The following is a 17,310-nucleotide window of genomic DNA, read 5'->3' as shown; positions in this document are numbered from 1 at the left end:
GGACTTACCTACGTTCATCGCCTTTGCAGCTTCGATGATGCTATGGTTTTTATCGAGGACTAATTGGGCTGCTTCAAGTTTGAATTCAGCACTAAATGTTTTTCTGGTTGTCGATCTCATGTGTTCACCTAAGGTCATCTATGAGGCAATAATATCACCTCTATTTAGGTGGCCAAAATTAGTGTGCCACTACATACCAACTCCTTGCTCGCAGTACGATGAAGAAACATTAGAAAACGTCTTAAAACAACTTCTCGATATGCAGCAAGTTATTGATCTGCGGATAGAGCGATTAAACTTCTCGAAAAGGTTTGGCACTAAAGCAGAGCAATTTGTCATCGGTGTTTGTGATAGCCTCGTATGGAATGCAGGCATAAAGCCTACAAAGCCACTGACAGACAGCAAGCAAAAAACACCTATTCTTCGGTTTCTTGAGGTTTTTTACCCACTCGAAGCTATAGCTATTTTGTCAAAAATTTATGAGCAAGAACGGCACGCCCTAATAGATCAAAAAATTGGTGCAACTTTTATAAAACCTAAATAGGTGGGATTTCCAGCTACTAGCTTTAGCGTTTTTCCCACCCATACAGACCAGCCATAGTAATTTATTGTTATCTCATCATAATTAGTTGAGGTAAAAGAAATGAGCGAATGGTCTGAGTTAATATTTGCTTTAGCTTCCTTGCTGCGTGCCATAGCCACGTGCTATCAAATATTAAAAAAAGAAACATCAAGTAACGCTGCAAATGAACCACAATAAGCCCATCCAAGTTGACGCATTCTGCTGCTCTTTATAGAAGCGTTACGAACGAGAGCCACGGATGGCGAACTGGCAGTTAGACATGGACGTTGTTCGGCAAGGGAGCATTCAAGGAGGATAGGACGAGCAGTCCTCCTTGGTCGGGTGTGGGGTGAAGCCCCACGACTTTTTAACTAAAGCATTCAAACGGAGTTTGGAAAGTTTTAAAATTTCACTTTGGTGCCAATCAACTAAGTTCGAGTTGCAAAAATCTATTATGATCTCCGCGCTATAACAACTTATCTTGCTATAAGGATTACCGTGTCTCAGCCATCGGAACAACCTAAGTTAGAAACTGCGCAAATTTGCCCTTTGTGCCAAGGCGCGAATCAATGTGCGGTGATTGTTGGTAAGGGCATTGAGGATTGTTGGTGTGCGCAGCAGATGTTCCCGCCTTTGGCTGCCTTGCAAGCGCAAGCATCAGATTCACTGCAAGGGGCAATCAGCCCCATTTTACCGTCTGCCGATGCGTGTATTTGCCAAACCTGTCTTAGCCAACTCAAGCAGAGTTTAAGTCAGGGGCAGATTACAATGCAGGATGAAAAAAGCCCATCGAGTGTGAGCGATGGGCTAGGTTATGAGGTGAAATAACGGGCTGAAGTAATGAGCTATCGATTTACGATGTAATCCAGTTGCACAGTGGTTTGTGCCTCAACGGCTTTACCATTTTCAAACTTGGGTGCGTAACGCCATTTCTCTAAGGTTTCAATACTCTCTTTTTCAAATAAAGCCCCCCCCTTAGAAGCTAAAATTTCAGGATTTTTGACGAAGCCATGCTCATCGATAGTAAATTTAAGCTGAACCCAGCCATTTTTACCTCGCTGCGCATATGACATTGGATAGTCTGGTAGAGTACGGAAAATAGGTTGTTGTTCCTGCGTGTCGGCCCAAGGGCGCATTTTGCCGATAGCAATACAGTGAGCGGTGGATGCGTCACGCTTTCCTTGGCGCTCATACAGTTCGACTAAATATGCATGGGCACTCAAGGCATAGGGGTGACTAAAATTGAGTGCGTCGAATTGTTTAACCACTTCCAGCAGTAAAGGTTCGGCTTTACCATCGTGTTTGTCTGCAAATTCAACGGCGCCAACAGTAAAGGTTGCCTTGACTCTGTCTATGGCGTTCTCTGGCAAAATCTCTTTATAAATATCATAGGCATCGAAGGCATAGCGTCTTACGCTACTGGTGTATAGCTCAGTATTGGATAAGCGGTTAAAGGCTGCCATTTTTACATCGGCGATCAGTTTCTTTTTATCGGATTTTTCAGCAATTGCGACAGCAGTAAGCAAATCCTCTTTCGCATCTTTGGCTTCGACGGCGGTTTGTGCTGCACCCAGTAAGGGATCGATAAGCTCAAGCGCTTTTTTGCCATAATGAACTTTATAGTTAGCCAGAGCGAGCTGATACAACTCATTCGCCTTAGCCGTTTTGGGCAAATTCTTTTCTGTAAATGGGTAAGGGGCGACTTGCTTCTCTATTGCACTGGCCCAATTCAAGGCGAGATTAGCTAAGTCGACACTGTCTTTGGCATATTGAGCTTCGCCGAGTTGATAAGCGGTTTTTGCACTCGCTTCAATATTTGCAGCATCGCCTTTTTCTACGGCGGCTTGATAGTCACTATAGGCTTTGGTAAAGCTATTTTCTGAGGCGTGCACGCTAAGAGATGTGCCTAAAGTGAGGGCAAGAAGACAGGCGATGGGCAACATTTTTCCGTGCGACATTCTATATATCCTTATTACTGATGAATTTAGATGATACATAGATGTGCATTATGGGACAAGTCGGTTTGGCTTTTGTTAATAATGCTGGGGGAGTGCTGATAACTGAGAATTGAGAGTTGAGATTAAAAATAAGCGAGCCCAGTTGAAACCGAGTTCGCTTATTTATCAGTGCTTTGTCGCTTTATTAGCCGCAAGTGCTTTACTCGCCACCATCACTTCGCAGTGAAAGTCACGGCAAACTGCCCGAGCGCGCCGTATTCAAAGTCACAAACCTGCGCCAATGGCAGATCGAGGACGCCAGCGTAGGAGCCTGTGATCACATATTGCCCTTGAGTTAAGCCAATGCCTTGGGCGGATAAAAAGTTCACTAACCAGTAGAGTCCCGCTTTAGGGAAACCATTAGGATGAATGGCGGATTTTTGCAGTGTTTCGCCATCCTGAATATTAACGCTGAGTTCGAAATGGCTGGTCTCTAAACCTGCTAGCGGGTTTAGCACTGGCCCTAACCATAATCCTTGATTGACTAAACCATCGGCGAGGGCATCGAAATGCGTCGCTTCACTGGGCGTATGGTAGCGGCTTTTGATCAATTCCAAGGCTAAGCGAGTGTGGCCTAAGGCCGCGTCGATTTCAGCCTCTGTGTAAGGCGTGGTTCTTGGCGGTAAATCGCGAGCAATCTCGAAGGCGAGTTCAGGTTCGACGCGGGCCAGATCTTTAGTCGATGGATAGAGTGGGCAAGTGGCCGATTGTTGATACACATCAGCTTGATAAATAGGCGCTACGACGTTTTTTTCCGCCGAGGGTACTAGGCATTTCCACGCCGCGATAGGATTACTGTTAGCCTTATAGATGGCAGCCACGGTTTGCTGAATGGCGAAGGCCTGTTCGAAGCTCGTTGGTCTCAGCTCTGGGATCAGTAAATCGCCGCAGGTGCCTGCGGCGCGGCGCTCGGCGAGTTCCTTTGCTGCGGCATGAATCTGCATTTGAACTGGTTCGAGCGGGGCGGTAGATGACATTAACTTTCCTATTTAAAGAGTGAGCCTAGAAAGACGTGACGTAGAAACAGTGTGGCAGAGAAGCCATTTAATCGGCCAAATATACTCGGTTATTGCCATCGCTGGAAATGCCAATGTTGGCTTTCGGGGTAAATCAGCTGCAGTTGAATCAAGAGTGCGGCCAATATTCCAATCATCGTAAGATGCTGATACTTGCCCCACATAAGTGTCAGCTAAAGTATCCATGCTAACGCGAATGTTTCCATTATGTGCTGCTAGATATTGTGCTGACTCAGTGCCAGAATGACGCTCCATTTTGCGGTCTCTACTGGACATTTCCGTGAACCTTAGCCATAACGCCCCTCAGGCAAATAATCATGCTCAACTCGGGCTTATCTTCATCTCAGTTGCAATTGTATTTTGGGGTATGTTACCCATAGCCTTGAAGCTTTCGGGGGCTTTTATCGATCCTGTCACTTTGACATGGTTTCGTTTTTTAGTCGCGCTTGTGGTTAGCATACTGATCCAATGGAGCGCGGGTAGCCTTAAACAATTTGCGGCGCTCGATGCCAAAGTCTGGTTAAGGTTAGTGCTTGCGGGCGTGTTTTTGATGCTCAATTATGTTTCTTTTGTTTACTCACTCGATTATCTCGCGCCGGGTGCTGCCCAGCTGAATTTCCAGACTTCGCCCTTTTTCCTTGCCTTCGGTGGCGTGCTGTTTTTTAAAGAACGGCTGAATGCGGTGCAGCTCAGTTGTTTTGCGACACTGGCCTTAGGCATGTTGATGTTTTTCCATCCGTATTTGGATTTATCTGGCGCCAATAATCATCAGGTTTGGATTGGAGTGATGATTATCCAGTTCTCGGCGTTGTCGTGGACTAGCTATGCCTTGTTGCAAAAATCATTACTCAATCGTTTATCGCCCGCGAACGTGCTTTTAGTGATCTATGGCTTAGGTATTTTCGTAATGGCTCCCTTTAGCGACTTTAGTCAGTTTGCCAGTATGGACAGCTTCGAGTGGCAGATTGCGCTGTTTTGCGCCGCCAATACCTTGATCGCCTATGGCTGTTTTGGGCAGTCGATGAAGTACTGGCCGACGGCACAGGTGAGCGCCATGTTGGCCCTCACGCCAGTATTTAGCTTTAGCGCCACTGCTTTGGTAGTGAGCATTGGCTGGTGGCCAGAAGTCTTCCATGCCGATGAATTAGATGGATTATCTCTGCTGGGGATTGGCGTCATTATTGTGTCTGTGATGGTGGTACAATTACTGCCTCTGTATCGTAATCGTCAGGCGAAGCGTTTGCAGGCTGCCTAATACCCATGGTATTTGATTAGCCCAATGGTATTTAATTAGCGTATGAAACATACATTTTCACCCATGGGAAAGGCCAGTGATCACTAGACTTAGCGATTTAAAACTTAAGGATATCCGTGGGGTCATCTTCGATCTCGACGGCACTTTAGCGCATTCCAATCCGGATTTTGCTGGTCTGCGGCGTGAGTTGGGGATTCATTCTGGTACGGATATCTTGGCCCATGTCGATAGCCTGAGTGCGGGTGAAGCACAGGCTCAGGCGCTGGAAATCATCCATGAGTACGAGAGACAAAGCTCACTCAATGCCAGTTGGATTGATGGCGCGCGTGAGCTTATCGAATGCCTACGGGCTAAGTCGCTGCCCTTGGCTATTTTGACCCGCAATATGCCGGAAGCGGCGCAAATCACTATCGATAAGCTTGGCATAGATATCGAACTAGTATTAACCCGCTACGACGCGCAGCCTAAGCCGCATCCCGAAGGTATTCATCTTATTTGCCAGCAGTGGCAACTCGCGCCCGCAGAGATCTTGTATGTGGGCGATTATCTGTTTGATCTGCAAACCGCGCGCAATGCGGGTAGCCACTGTGCCCTCTATTGTCCTGAGGATATTCCCGATTATGCCCACGACGCCGACATGCTAGTGGCTTGCTACCATAGCTTTATCGAAGCGTGGACAGTGGGTGACTAAGCATTGTTTGGGGCTGCATCTTGCTTATCTTGCTTCAGTCCCAAGCGTACACTATCCAATAAGGCAATCAGCCAGCAGAGGATAAAGCCGTACATCAGTTTGTCTGCACCATCCCGAATGGTTGCCGTGGTTTGTTTGGTCACTTCGGCCGCAATTACGCCCATATCCAGCGGCAAAACGCCAGTTTGAATATCCAGCGAGATAAGCTGCGCCACTTGCATGACTTGTTGCAGTAACAGGCCGAGACTCAGTATTGCCAGCACAAAAAACACTAGAGCGCTGCGTTTATGTTGCAGATAAAAATGGCCGCTGCCAGGGGCGACGAAGGCGGATAATAGTCCAGCGGTAAGGGCTTTTTTCATGGGGAAACTCTCAAAGGGAACGCTTAGCGTTTGGATGACATTGTTAAGCGAATAAGCGTTAGAGTCAATCTTGAGCCATGGCTGCTCGTTAAGGAGTCTGTTTTTGTCGATATTGCGTCTTTGCGCTGCCTATTTGTCGTTTATTTATTAACATCAGTCTACACAGAGCGTATTCTTCCACTGCTTGCATGGCAGCTTCTGGAGGAAAAGGAATAAAAATGCAGATGTCTTTAAAGAAACGTGTTCAAGGGTTTACCTTAATTGAATTGGTCGTCGTGATCATTATTTTAGGCATTTTGGCTGTTATCGCCGCGCCTAAATTTATGAACTTGCAAAGAGATGCCAAAGTGAATGCCGTAAAAGGGTATTTGGGGCAGATGCAAGATATGACCAAGATGCTGCATATGAAAGCACAAATCGTCAACACCACTGGCGACGATGTTACTATCGCGACCCAATACGGTGATTATCAGTTCTATGCAGGTTTTCCTGAAACTAAGAGTGAATCTACGTCACCTAATTTGTATTTCTTAGAGACTTTTATGGATTTAGGCGTGCCTAAACAACAGACTAAAGATAATACTAAAAGGCAGGCTGATTACGGCGATATACAAGCATTTGAAGATAATGACTATTCGCGGTTGGGTTATGGAACGGGAGATTTAACTGCCGGCCAGTGCTATGCCGAATATCACCATACCTCAACTGGACACTCGTTTTTATTCGAAACAGATGGATGCTAGTTTTAGCAGTTAGCAAACTCGTTATCTGAGGCTTGTATTCATGTTGTAAATGGTCGTAGGCTCTCTTCGTTAGAGACAGATTACTGATTTTAAGCCAACAAAAAAGGAGCCTAGGCTCCTTTTTTAGTCTCTAGCTTAAGCTAGATTAGTCTTCACGTGGTTTACGTGGCTTACGCTCACCGGCAGGTTTGTCTGCACGTGGTTTGCGGTCAGCAAATGGCTTGTCACCAGTAGACGCAGAGCGTGGCTTACGGTCACCAGCTGGGCGGTCACCCGTTGGACGATCGCCACGTGGTTTACGGTCACCAGCAGGGCGGTCTGAACGAGCACTACGGCCTGAATCAACAAATACTTGATCGCCAGCTTCGCGGATGTTCAATGGCTTGCCACAAACACGTACTTTACGTAGGTGCTGTAACACGTCTTTTGGCATGCCGTCTGGCAGGTCAACAGTGGTCACTGCATCGTAAAGTTGGATTGCGCCAATGTAACGGCTGTCGATGTTAGCTTCGTTCGCGATAGCGCCAACGATGTTACCCACACCTACACCATTCTCACGACCTACGTCGATCACGTAACGGCACATTTTCAAATCTGGGTTGTCTTTCAACGCTTCAGCTGAGCCTAAGCTTGCTGGCATTGGACGCGGTTCGCGACTTCTGCGTTCACCACGTTCACCACCACGGTCATTACGATCACTTCCGCGGTCGCTACGTTCAGTACGCTCACTGCGTTCATCACGAACACGTTCTTGAATTGCTGGCAATTGCAAAGGACGTTCTTGCTGAACTTGCTGTAATAATGCAGCGGCTAGCAGATCAGTATCGACTTCTAACTGTTGGCATAATTGAGCAACAGCTTCTTTCATGAAATCTAAATCACCGTTGATTGTTTCAGCCAATTGCTCACCTAAGCGAGACAGACGACGTTCTGCAACAGTCTCTGGGCTTGGGATTTTCATTGGTGAAATGCGGCTGTTAGTTGAACGCTCGATGGTGCGCAGCATGCGCATTTCACGGCTAGTTACAAACAGGATCGCCATACCAGTACGGCCAGCACGGCCTGTACGGCCAATACGGTGTACATAAGCTTCGGCATCATACGGAATATCGTAGTTCACAACGTGACCGATACGCTCAACGTCAAGACCACGGGCCGCAACGTCAGTCGCGATCAGAATGTCTAACTTGCCACGTTTCAGTTGGTCAACTGCACGCTCACGGGCTTGCTGGTTCATATCACCGTGTAGTGGTGATGAAGCATAACCGCGGGCTTCTAACTTCTCAGCTAACTCAACACATGAGTTACGAGTACGCACGAATATGATCACACCTTCAGTGTTTTCAACTTCTAATACACGTACTAAAGCTTCAAGTTTATTGTGTTGTGATACTTGTACGAAACGCTGTTCGATTGACTCAACCGTAGTTTGGCTTGATTCGATACGAACATGTACAGGATTACGTAAATGCTGGTTAGCTACACGCTTAATTTGCTCTGGCATAGTGGCAGAGAATAACGCCAGTTGGCGTTCGCTTGGCGTGTGCTCAAGGATCCATTCGATATCATCGATGAAGCCCATTTTTAACATTTCATCGGCTTCATCAAGCACTAAAGCTTGTAATGAGTCGAGTTTCAAGGTGCCGCGACGCATATGGTCCATAACACGACCTGGCGTACCAACGATAACTTGTGGGCCACGTTTCAGGGCATTCAACTGTTGTTGCATGCTTTGGCCGCCATAGATAGGAAGAACGTGGAAATTCTTCATAAATTTGGCATAGCTACTGAACGCTTCAGCAACCTGCACGGCTAATTCACGTGTTGGTGCTAAGACTAAAATTTGCGGTGTAGTTTGGCTGGTAACTTTGTTTAATAGTGGTAAAGCGAAGGCGCCAGTTTTACCTGTACCTGTTTGCGCTTGACCTAAAATATCTTTGCCAGCCATAAGTGGATCAATACTGGCTGATTGGATTGGCGTCGGTTTTTCATAACCTAGCTCGTCAAGAGCACGCAACAAATTCTCGGATAGGCCGAGTTCACGGAAAGTTCTTTCATCGGATGACATTGGGTTGTAGCCTTGTGGATGCGCGCGCGAAATGGCGCTAAAGTTTCACAGACAGAAAATCAACCCCGTGTCGATTTCCCGCGAACGACGGATTATAGCAGCATGGACGGCACTTTACCAATCAGAGTCACGCTATTTAACCTGTTTTCTGCATTTTTTTCGCTAAAACTGAGCAAGAAACGCGCCACTTCCCATTAATTCTTTAAATATTCGGCATTTAATTGAAGTAACTCAAATGCTGACTCAGTCACGGCCGCCAGAAAAGTGATGTCGATTGTCGCGACGGTATCCTCAGGGGTGTGATATTGGGGATGGGTCGGCACGCCAAAATACAGCCAAGGGATATTGGCTTTGTGGAAGGGATAATGATCCGACGCCCGCAGCCAGTCGGTACTTTGTATGCTACGGCCAACGGGTTTTGGGTGCGTGAGCTTAATGCACAGTCGGTTTTGTTGATTCAATAGGGATTTAAATTGATTGAACTGAGTGAAGTTTCGACTGCCTTCAAGGTAAATCCCATAGGGCCTACCGGGATGACTCACCATGTCGAGGTTAATCATTAATTCAAATGTCGCCTCTGGTAGGCGGGTTTTGAGTTGTTCAACCAAGGCGATGCTGCCATAGAGTCCCGGTTCTTCGGCATCGGTTGCCACAAACATTAGATTCACCTTAGGCAAGGTATTGGGTTGCAGGGCAAATTGCTGCTGCCAATGTTTGGCAATGGCGAGCATAGCGGCGACGCCGGAGGCGTTATCATCGGCGCCGTGGTAAATCTTGCTGCCGCTCATGCCTAAGTGATCATTGTGAGCGACGATAATACGCCATCGATTCGTCGGCTCTGGCGCCATCGCGGTGGCGACCACATTGGCGCCGGTTTCTTGGGTGAAGAAGGTTTGATATTCAAAGGGCACGATAAAGTCCGCTCCCCAAGGCTGTAAATTGAGACTCTCAAATTGCTGCTTTATATAGTCACGACTTTTTGCTGCACCTTGAGTTTGGGTTTTGCGGCCTTCAAATTCATCCGAGCTTAATATTGTCACTGTCGCTTGTAACTCTGCGGGCTCGGCCCAAGTGAGTTTAAGCTCAGTGCGCGCACAGGTTTCTAGTGAGTTAGCGCAACCGCTGAGAGTCGCTGCCACAAAGCAGGCCAGTGCGAATATGCTAAATCGTTGGGATTGATGTTTTATAGGACGTGGGATTTGGAACTTGGCGAGCCGCTGGCTAAGCCGTGTATGGCGGAATAAGGTCGATGGGCCTAGGTTTATACTGCTTGGGCTTATACCGCTGAGATTTATGCCGCTGAGGTTTTGGCTGCTTAGGATTAGGCAGATTGACTGATATAGGCTCGGTAACATACGGCGGGTAACAGGGAGCTGAGTACTATCACGCATGGATATTCCTTGTCCTTATTGCTGATGCCTTCGCCTGAAGATAACTGTCATCTTTGCTTAAAGCCGATCCGAATTCAACCTAAGTCGAGTTTAACCAGCGCCGTATTCAACGAGGGGCGAATATAAGCCAAGGCGACATGCTGCGTGAGTCGACTGTTCTTATGTCTGTGGCTGATGTGGTTGATTTTGATTGTGCCATTACAGAGAGTGGCTAGATGTTGAAAGCTTAGGCCTTATTCGCCAGCTTGTCTTATATCGCAGCTTATATAGAAGCTTAGGCTTATTGGAATACAGAATCGTCAGCATTGGAGCTTAAAACGAGCACTAGAATTAGCACTATGCACTTAACATGCTGAACTAAAAAAAAGAAGCGCAGTGCTTATGCGACTGCGCTTCTACTGTACTCAGACCAAGGGCTCGAAACTTATGCCTTGGCTTTATTGGCCTTTGCCATTTCAATATCCCGTTTTAGCAGTGGCTTTAAGAAGCGTGCCGTGTGGGAGGTTGGATGCTCGGCGACGTCTTCCGGTGTGCCTGTGGCTAAAATCATACCACCACCACCGCCGCCTTCTGGACCTAAGTCGATAATCCAGTCCGCGGTTTTGATCACGTCCAGATTATGCTCAATCACCACAATCGTGTTGCCGTGGGATTTAAGACGATGCAATACATCGAGCAGTAATTGGATATCGGCAAAGTGTAAGCCCGTGGTCGGTTCATCCAAGATATACAAGGTTTGGCCCGTGTCACGCTTAGACAGCTCTTTGGCAAGTTTCACCCTTTGGGCTTCGCCGCCCGAAAGTGTGGTCGCACTTTGGCCGAGGCGCACATAGGACAAACCCACATCCATCAAGGTTTGCAGCTTACGGGCAATGGCAGGTACGGCATCGAAGAAAGTGCGCGCATCTTCCACTGTCATCTGCAGTACTTCGTGAATATTCTTGCCTTTATAGCGTACTTCTAAGGTTTCGCGGTTATAGCGCTTACCTTTACAGGAATCGCAGGGTACATACACATCGGGCAGGAAGTGCATTTCGACCTTGATCAAGCCGTCGCCTTGGCAAGCCTCACAGCGGCCACCTTTTACGTTAAAGGAGAAGCGGCCGACTTGATAACCGCGAGTACGTGACTCTTGGGTTCCGGCAAAAATTTCGCGAATTGGGGTGAAGATGCCAGTATAAGTGGCAGGATTAGAGCGCGGCGTGCGGCCAATCGGGCTTTGATCGATATCGACTACTTTGTCGCACAGCTCCATCCCTTCGATACGATCATAGGGTGATGGCTCATCCACAGTCGCCCCGTTGAGCATTCTATGGGCGATCTTGAAGAAGGTATCGTTGATTAAGGTTGATTTACCTGAACCCGATACACCCGTCACACAAGTGAAGAGGCCAATGGGAATGGTTAAATCCACATTACGCAGGTTGTTGCCGCGCGCGCCAAACAACTCAATCACTTGAGTTTTGTCGAACGGAATACGCGGCGTATCGATATGAATGCAGCGCTTGCCGGAAATATATTGTCCGGTGACTGATTCTTCACAGGCGATGATTTTCTCAATCGGGCCGTCGCAAATCACTTCGCCGCCATGAACACCTGCGCCAGGGCCTATGTCGATCACGTGATCCGCCATGCGGATCGCATCTTCATCGTGCTCAACCACAATTACTGTGTTGCCCAAATCCCGGAGGTGGATCAGGGTTTGCAGCAGACGTTCGTTATCCCTTTGATGCAGGCCAATTGAAGGTTCGTCGAGCACATACATCACGCCGACAAGTCCGGCACCAATTTGGCTGGCGAGTCGAATTCGTTGGGCTTCACCGCCCGAGAGGGTTTCTGCCGAGCGAGATAGGCTCAAATAATTGAGGCCCACGTTAACGAGGAAACCTAAGCGATCGCGGATTTCTTTTAAAATTTTCTCGGCGATCTGCGCCTTTTGGCCGCTAAATTCGACTTTCTCGAAGTAATCTAAGGCTTCGCCAATCGACCAAGTGGTGAGTTGCGGCAGATTGATATCGCCTAAAAACACATTACGAGCTTCTTCGCGTAGACGCGAACCACCACAGCTTTGGCAGGCTTGGGTATTGATAAACTTGGCTAATTCGTCACGTACCGAGTTGCTTTCGGTTTCGCGATAGCGCCTGTCCATGTTGTTGAGAATGCCTTCGAAGGGATGATTACGCACCACCACATCGCCGCGATCGTTGATGTACTTAAAGGCAATGCTATCTTTGCCTGAACCGTACAGGACGATTTTGCGAACTTTTTCGCTGAGCTGCTCATAGGGCACTTCGACGTCGAACTTATAGTGTTCGGCGAGTGAACTGAGCATTTGGAAATAGTAGAAGTTGCGTCTATCCCAGCCGCGAATCGCGCCGCCAGCCAGTGACAGCTCTGTGTTGCTGATCACGCGCTCAGGATCGAAAAATTGTTGTACCCCTAAACCATCACAGGTTTGGCACGCGCCGGCTGGATTGTTAAAGGAGAAGATCCTTGGCTCTAATTCTGCCATCGAATAACCGCAATGCGGACAGGCGAAGTTGGCCGAGAAGATCAGCTCTTCGCCTTTTGCTTTACCAGTACCTGTGTCGTCATCCATGGTGGCAACGGTCGCGATGCCGCCGGAGAGTTCCAGTGCGGTTTCAAAGGATTCAGCTAAGCGTTGCTTGATATCGTCACGCACTTTAAAACGGTCGACGACCACTTCAATCGTATGCTTAACGTGTAAGTCTAAGGTTGGCGGATCGGTTAAATCACACACTTCACCGTCGATACGCGCACGGATATAACCCTGCGCCGATAGACCTTCGAGCAATTTAACGTGTTCACCCTTACGGGCGTTGACCACAGGCGCGAGCAGCATCAAGCGGCTGTCTTGGGGCATTTCTAACACTTTATCTACCATCTGGCTGACGGTTTGCGCCGCCAAGGGTTGATTGTGTGTCGGACAACGCGGCTCACCCACGCGGGCAAACATCAAACGCAGGTAATCGTAAATTTCGGTAATCGTGCCCACGGTTGAGCGTGGGTTATGGGAGGTGGATTTTTGCTCTATGGATATCGCTGGGCTTAAGCCTTCAATATGGTCCACATCGGGCTTTTCCATCAAACTCAAAAATTGGCGAGCATAGGCTGACAGGGACTCGACGTAACGTCGCTGGCCTTCGGCATATAAAGTATCGAAAGCAAGGGAGGATTTGCCAGATCCCGATAAGCCCGTGATGACAATCAGTTTATCCCTTGGGATAGTCAGGTTGATATTCTTGAGATTGTGGGTGCGTGCGCCGCGTATTTCAATCTTATCCATCTATCGCTCTAATGCCATATGCTTAAAAAAATGAGCATAAGTATCGCACAGTTCCGCGGCTGAGTTTAGTTGATTCTGTGATCGGCACCAATCCTAGGGCTGGCACTGGCTTTTAATCACCTTGCTGACAGTGGCAGTTATGTACCGAGTGGATTAACTAAGATTAATGCGGTTGTTGTGTACTGACTCACAGGACAAATGTGAACACTATGTTAGACTCGTTTCCCTGTGCCTGAGCGTTAAATAGGGCAGAAAAATAAACATGTTAACCCGAGCACGGCCAATATAGGTCTGTGATAATCGGGATAAAAGTTAACTGTACAGGCAGTGGTTTAGGCCACTATTTCCTTTTGAGCAAATCCTTTTGGGTGTGGTAACATGCGCCCCTTAAAAGACTTCAATCCAGGGCAAAATCATGGGTAACAACGGACTTTCGGGTACTGAGAAAAAAGTCGCGTTTTCTTTAGCCAGTGTATTTGGTTTACGCATGATGGGCTTGTTTATGATCATGCCCGTCTTTGCACTTTATGGTCAGCACCTCGAAGGCTTCTCGCCGCTGTGGGTCGGTATTGCTATCGGCGCCTACGGTCTGACTCAAGCTGTGCTGCAAATCCCCATGGGGATTTTATCTGACAAATATGGTCGCAAGCCGATTATCCTTATCGGTCTGGTGCTTTTTGCCATTGGTAGCTTGATTGCCGCCAACGCTGATTCGATTTACGGCGTGGTGTTTGGTCGAGCAGTGCAGGGCATGGGGGCGATTGCCGCTGCTGTGTTGGCGCTGGCGGCGGATTTAACCCGTGATGAACAACGTACTAAGGTCATGGCGATTATCGGCATGTGTATCGGCGGCTCTTTTGCGCTGTCCTTATTGGTCGGGCCGATTGTGGCACAACATGTGGGCTTATCAGGCCTGTTCTTCCTCACGGCGATTCTCGCTGTGACGGGCATGTTGATCGTGCAATTTTTAGTACCGAATCCGATTTCCCACGCGCCTAAGGGCGACACCTTAGCCACGCCTGCCAGACTCAAGCGTATGTTGACCGATCCCCAGCTGTTTAGACTCGATGCGGGGATCTTTATTCTGCATTTAGTGTTAACCGCAGTATTCGTGGCCTTGCCGCTGGATCTGGTGGATGCGGGGCTCGTGAAAGAAAAACACTGGATGCTGTATTTCCCCGCTTTTGTGGGCGCGTTTTTCCTGATGGTGCCGTTAATCATCATTGGGGTTAAACGTAAGAATACTAAAGCTATGTTCCAAATCGCCTTAGTGATCATGATAGTGGCGCTGCTGGCGATGGCTTTATTCTCTAACAACTTATGGGTGTTGAGCTTTGCCGTGGTGCTGTTTTTCACTGGCTTTAACTATTTAGAAGCCTCATTGCCCAGTTTGATTGCCAAATTTTGCCCCGTCGGTGAAAAAGGCTCGGCCATGGGCGTGTATTCCACTAGCCAGTTTTTAGGGGCCTTTTGTGGTGGTATGCTGGGCGGTGGCGCCTTCCAATTAGTGGGCGCGGTCGGGGTGTTTATTGTTGCTGTGATCTTAATGTCTATCTGGTTATTTCTGACATTGGGCATGGAAAATCCCGTGCTGTTAAAGAGTTACACCTTAGAAGCCGAAGTCAAAGACAAGGCGCAAGCGCGGGATATGGCGGCTCAGTTATCACAGCTGATGGGCGTCGTCGAAGCGATCGTCGTGCTGGACGAGAAAGTGGCTTACTTAAAGGTTGATGAGCATTTCGATTTAAGAGAAGCACGAGCTGTGTTAGGCTCTGCTCAATAATATCTGGGTCTGCCGTGTGGTATTTGGGGAAGCTGATTTTCCTCTATGGCGACACAGATAAACAACATACTGAATTAATAGATTATTTAAAGAATCGCAGGAGATTTCAATGGCCAGTCGTGGTGTTAACAAGGTAATTTTGGTTGGCAATTTGGGACAAGATCCAGAAGTGCGTTATATGCCAAACGGTAATGCAGTCGCTAACATCACAGTTGCGACCAGCGAATCGTGGAAAGACCAACAAGGTCAACAGCAAGAGCGTACTGAATGGCACCGTGTGGTTCTGTTCGGCAAATTAGCTGAAATTACAGGTGAATACCTGCGTAAAGGTTCACAAGTTTACCTCGAAGGTAAACTGCAAACTCGTAAGTGGAAAGACCAAAGTGGTCAAGACCGTTACAGCACTGAAGTGGTTATCGACCAAAGCGGTAGCATGCAAATGCTAGGTAGCCGTGGTCAAGGTGGCCAAGCACAAGGCGCGCCAATGGGCGGCGGCATGCCACAAAACGCAGGTTACCAATCTGCACCACAACAAGCGGCTCCAGCGCAAAATCAATATGCACCAGCGCCTCAAGCTGCACCTGCTTACCAAGCGCCAGCTCAGCAACAATATGCTGCGCCAGCACCTGCTCAGCAGCAATATGGACAGCAACAAGCTCAACCACAACAAGGTGGTTATGCGCCTAAGCCACAAGCCGCTCCAGCGCCTGCTTACCAAGCGCCAGCAGCTCCGGCACAACGTCCAGCACCACAACCACAGCAAAACTTCACTCCAGATTTGGATGATGGCTGGGATGACGATATTCCGTTCTAATTTAGAACGTATCGAAGTGTAAAGACGGTATCGTCTTAAATGAACAAAGCCACGCGAGTCGTGGCTTTGTTGTTTCTGGTCTTTATGTTTTTAGTCTTTATGCAGTGAGACCGTTAAACCCTTCACTCACATGACTATACGCTTGAGATAAAACCTAGAACGTGTAATCGAAGTTATAACGCATGCCCAGCATGATCTGGTCATTGGTTTCGCGGTATTCAAAATCTGTCTTTTGATATTCGATGAAGGTGCTGAATTGCGGTGTTTTATGCCACTCCAGCGTAGTGTTATAGGCGTTGTATTTAGCAGAGGTGATGTCATTGCCACCATCGTCGTATCTGGACACGCCCAGCTTGATTTTATAGCTGTCAGTGATGGGGTAGCTGGCGACCACATCTAATGTTGAGCCATCCAATGTGGTTCCATCAATGTCGTCTTTTTCAATGTTTTGATAGGCCGCCGCGAGGTACAAGGCATTGAAACTTTTTGCTAGGGTGACACCGAATGTATTTTCATCCTTGTTGTCTTCTAACTCTTTGTTATAAAACGCCGCGGCTATATAGATTAGGTCAGTTTTATAACGGATACCCGCGTTAACGAAGTCACTGCCGCCACTGCCTTTATTGCCGTCGAATTGCGCATCGGCCGAAAATAACAGGTCGCCAAATTCTTTACGATAGGTCACTAGGTTATTGAGTCTGAAGGGGCTCGCACTGTCATAGGCGAGTGGGGTTCCTGAGCGGTTAAAGATGTCGACGGGATCGGAAATGATTTCCTGGGTGACGGCTTGTTTACCTATGGCTACGCTACCAAAAAATCCCTTTAATCCGACATAGGCTTTGCGTGCATCGCCAAAGTCGCCGTCATCTTTGATATCGACCTTAAATTCTCCTTTCGCAAACCCGACTAAGCCATTGCCAAGTTGGTGTTCTGCGGCAAAGCCAATTCGCGAGTTCGCATCGCCCACATCCCACACATCGTCCGAGTTAGTGTGGGTCAGGCCGAAAGTCGGGCGTAAAGAACCATAAAAATTAAACTGAGTATCCGATAAAACCGATGCCTCTTTTTCTTGGGCTTCGAGCATGGCGAGTCTTTGCTGAATTTGTTGTAATTCAGTGCGTAACTCGTCATTGGTTGCAGCGGTATCATTGGCTTGAACAGCAAAGATAGGTGTGGCAAAGCTCAGCACAAGCACGGCTGATGTTAGTTTGAACTGCTTCATTTATGTTTCCTTACATAACAACTACTAGCGTGCCGTTAATGGATTTTGTTGCCGATGGAACAGTACTGCTAGTAGTAAGGATCTGCACTTGTGATAGTG

Annotated in this window: 15 protein-coding genes; 7 read left to right on the top strand and 8 right to left on the bottom strand. The window is 47.8% G+C overall.

What is annotated here, in order from left to right; translation table 11 throughout:
* On the bottom strand, positions 1-120 hold a 120-nt coding region (locus tag KV201_RS10190; RefSeq protein ID WP_226059242.1), incomplete at its 3' end, for a transposase.
* A 61-nt stretch (positions 121-181) separates the two neighbouring features.
* Here KV201_RS10190 and KV201_RS10185 point away from each other — a divergent pair.
* Both KV201_RS10185 and KV201_RS10180 read left to right on the top strand, forming a co-directional pair.
* Positions 182-544 carry a hypothetical protein gene (locus tag KV201_RS10185; protein ID WP_226059241.1) on the top strand — a complete coding sequence of 121 codons (363 nt, stop codon included), beginning with the start codon at positions 182-184 and terminating at the stop codon, positions 542-544.
* A gap of 516 nt (positions 545-1,060) precedes the next feature.
* Positions 1,061-1,390, top strand: coding sequence for a cysteine-rich CWC family protein (locus KV201_RS10180; RefSeq protein WP_226059240.1), 330 nt, complete (start codon positions 1,061-1,063; stop codon positions 1,388-1,390).
* 17 nt (positions 1,391-1,407) lie between these two features.
* Here KV201_RS10180 and KV201_RS10175 read toward each other — a convergent pair whose 3' ends face one another.
* Both KV201_RS10175 and KV201_RS10170 read right to left on the bottom strand, forming a co-directional pair.
* Entirely contained in the window at positions 1,408-2,520 is a 1,113-nt protein-coding gene (locus tag KV201_RS10175; protein WP_226059239.1) for an energy transducer TonB, read from the bottom strand.
* 212 nt (positions 2,521-2,732) lie between these two features.
* Complete coding sequence (locus KV201_RS10170) at positions 2,733-3,536, bottom strand: hydratase (protein ID WP_226059238.1); 804 nt, start codon at positions 3,534-3,536, stop codon at positions 2,733-2,735.
* Between the two features lie 319 nt (positions 3,537-3,855).
* Here KV201_RS10170 and KV201_RS10165 point away from each other — a divergent pair, with 319 nt between their 5' ends.
* Positions 3,856-4,830: a DMT family transporter gene (locus tag KV201_RS10165; protein WP_006086990.1), complete on the top strand. Its 975-nt coding sequence runs from the start codon at positions 3,856-3,858 to the stop codon at positions 4,828-4,830.
* Between the two features lie 76 nt (positions 4,831-4,906).
* Complete coding sequence (locus tag KV201_RS10160; RefSeq protein WP_226059237.1) at positions 4,907-5,521, top strand: HAD family hydrolase; 615 nt, start codon at positions 4,907-4,909, stop codon at positions 5,519-5,521.
* Here the strand turns inward: KV201_RS10160 and KV201_RS10155 are convergent.
* Entirely contained in the window at positions 5,518-5,883 is a 366-nt protein-coding gene (locus KV201_RS10155; protein WP_011847890.1) for a DUF6677 family protein, read from the bottom strand. The two genes, KV201_RS10160 and KV201_RS10155, sit on opposite strands and share 4 nt — an antisense overlap.
* Positions 5,884-6,101: 218 nt before the next feature.
* On the opposite strand from KV201_RS10155, the gene KV201_RS10150 reads away from it, so the two are divergent.
* Entirely contained in the window at positions 6,102-6,626 is a 525-nt protein-coding gene (locus KV201_RS10150) for a type II secretion system protein (protein ID WP_006083197.1), read from the top strand.
* Positions 6,627-6,771: 145 nt separating this feature from the next.
* Here KV201_RS10150 and KV201_RS10145 read toward each other — a convergent pair whose 3' ends face one another.
* The 3 genes from KV201_RS10145 to uvrA form a co-directional block, all read right to left on the bottom strand.
* On the bottom strand, positions 6,772-8,694 hold the full coding sequence (locus KV201_RS10145; RefSeq protein ID WP_226059236.1) for a DEAD/DEAH box helicase: 1,923 nt from the start codon (positions 8,692-8,694) through the stop codon (positions 6,772-6,774).
* A gap of 194 nt (positions 8,695-8,888) precedes the next feature.
* Positions 8,889-10,085, bottom strand: coding sequence for a M20/M25/M40 family metallo-hydrolase (locus KV201_RS10140; protein WP_226059235.1), 1,197 nt, complete (start codon positions 10,083-10,085; stop codon positions 8,889-8,891).
* A 424-nt stretch (positions 10,086-10,509) separates the two neighbouring features.
* On the bottom strand, positions 10,510-13,392 hold the full coding sequence (gene uvrA, locus KV201_RS10135) for an excinuclease ABC subunit UvrA (protein ID WP_011847887.1): 2,883 nt from the start codon (positions 13,390-13,392) through the stop codon (positions 10,510-10,512).
* Positions 13,393-13,807: 415 nt separating this feature from the next.
* Here uvrA and KV201_RS10130 point away from each other — a divergent pair, with 415 nt between their 5' ends.
* Together KV201_RS10130 and ssb are read left to right on the top strand one after the other, a co-directional pair.
* Positions 13,808-15,175, top strand: coding sequence for an MFS transporter (locus KV201_RS10130; RefSeq protein ID WP_006083193.1), 1,368 nt, complete (start codon positions 13,808-13,810; stop codon positions 15,173-15,175).
* Positions 15,176-15,284: 109 nt separating this feature from the next.
* On the top strand, positions 15,285-15,989 hold the full coding sequence (gene ssb, locus KV201_RS10125) for a single-stranded DNA-binding protein (RefSeq protein WP_006083192.1): 705 nt from the start codon (positions 15,285-15,287) through the stop codon (positions 15,987-15,989).
* A gap of 154 nt (positions 15,990-16,143) precedes the next feature.
* On the opposite strand, the gene KV201_RS10120 is transcribed toward ssb, so the two are convergent.
* Positions 16,144-17,211 (bottom strand): porin, encoded by a 1,068-nt coding sequence (locus KV201_RS10120; RefSeq protein WP_226059234.1) that lies wholly within the window; start codon positions 17,209-17,211, stop codon positions 16,144-16,146.
* Positions 17,212-17,310: the final 99 nt, after the last annotated feature.

Origin of the sequence: Shewanella sp. SR1, assembly GCF_020447145.1 — a bacterium.
Classification (GTDB): domain Bacteria; phylum Pseudomonadota; class Gammaproteobacteria; order Enterobacterales; family Shewanellaceae; genus Shewanella; species Shewanella baltica.
The sequence above is the reverse complement of the archived record's forward strand: the minus strand, read 5'-3'. Positions and strand labels throughout refer to the sequence as shown.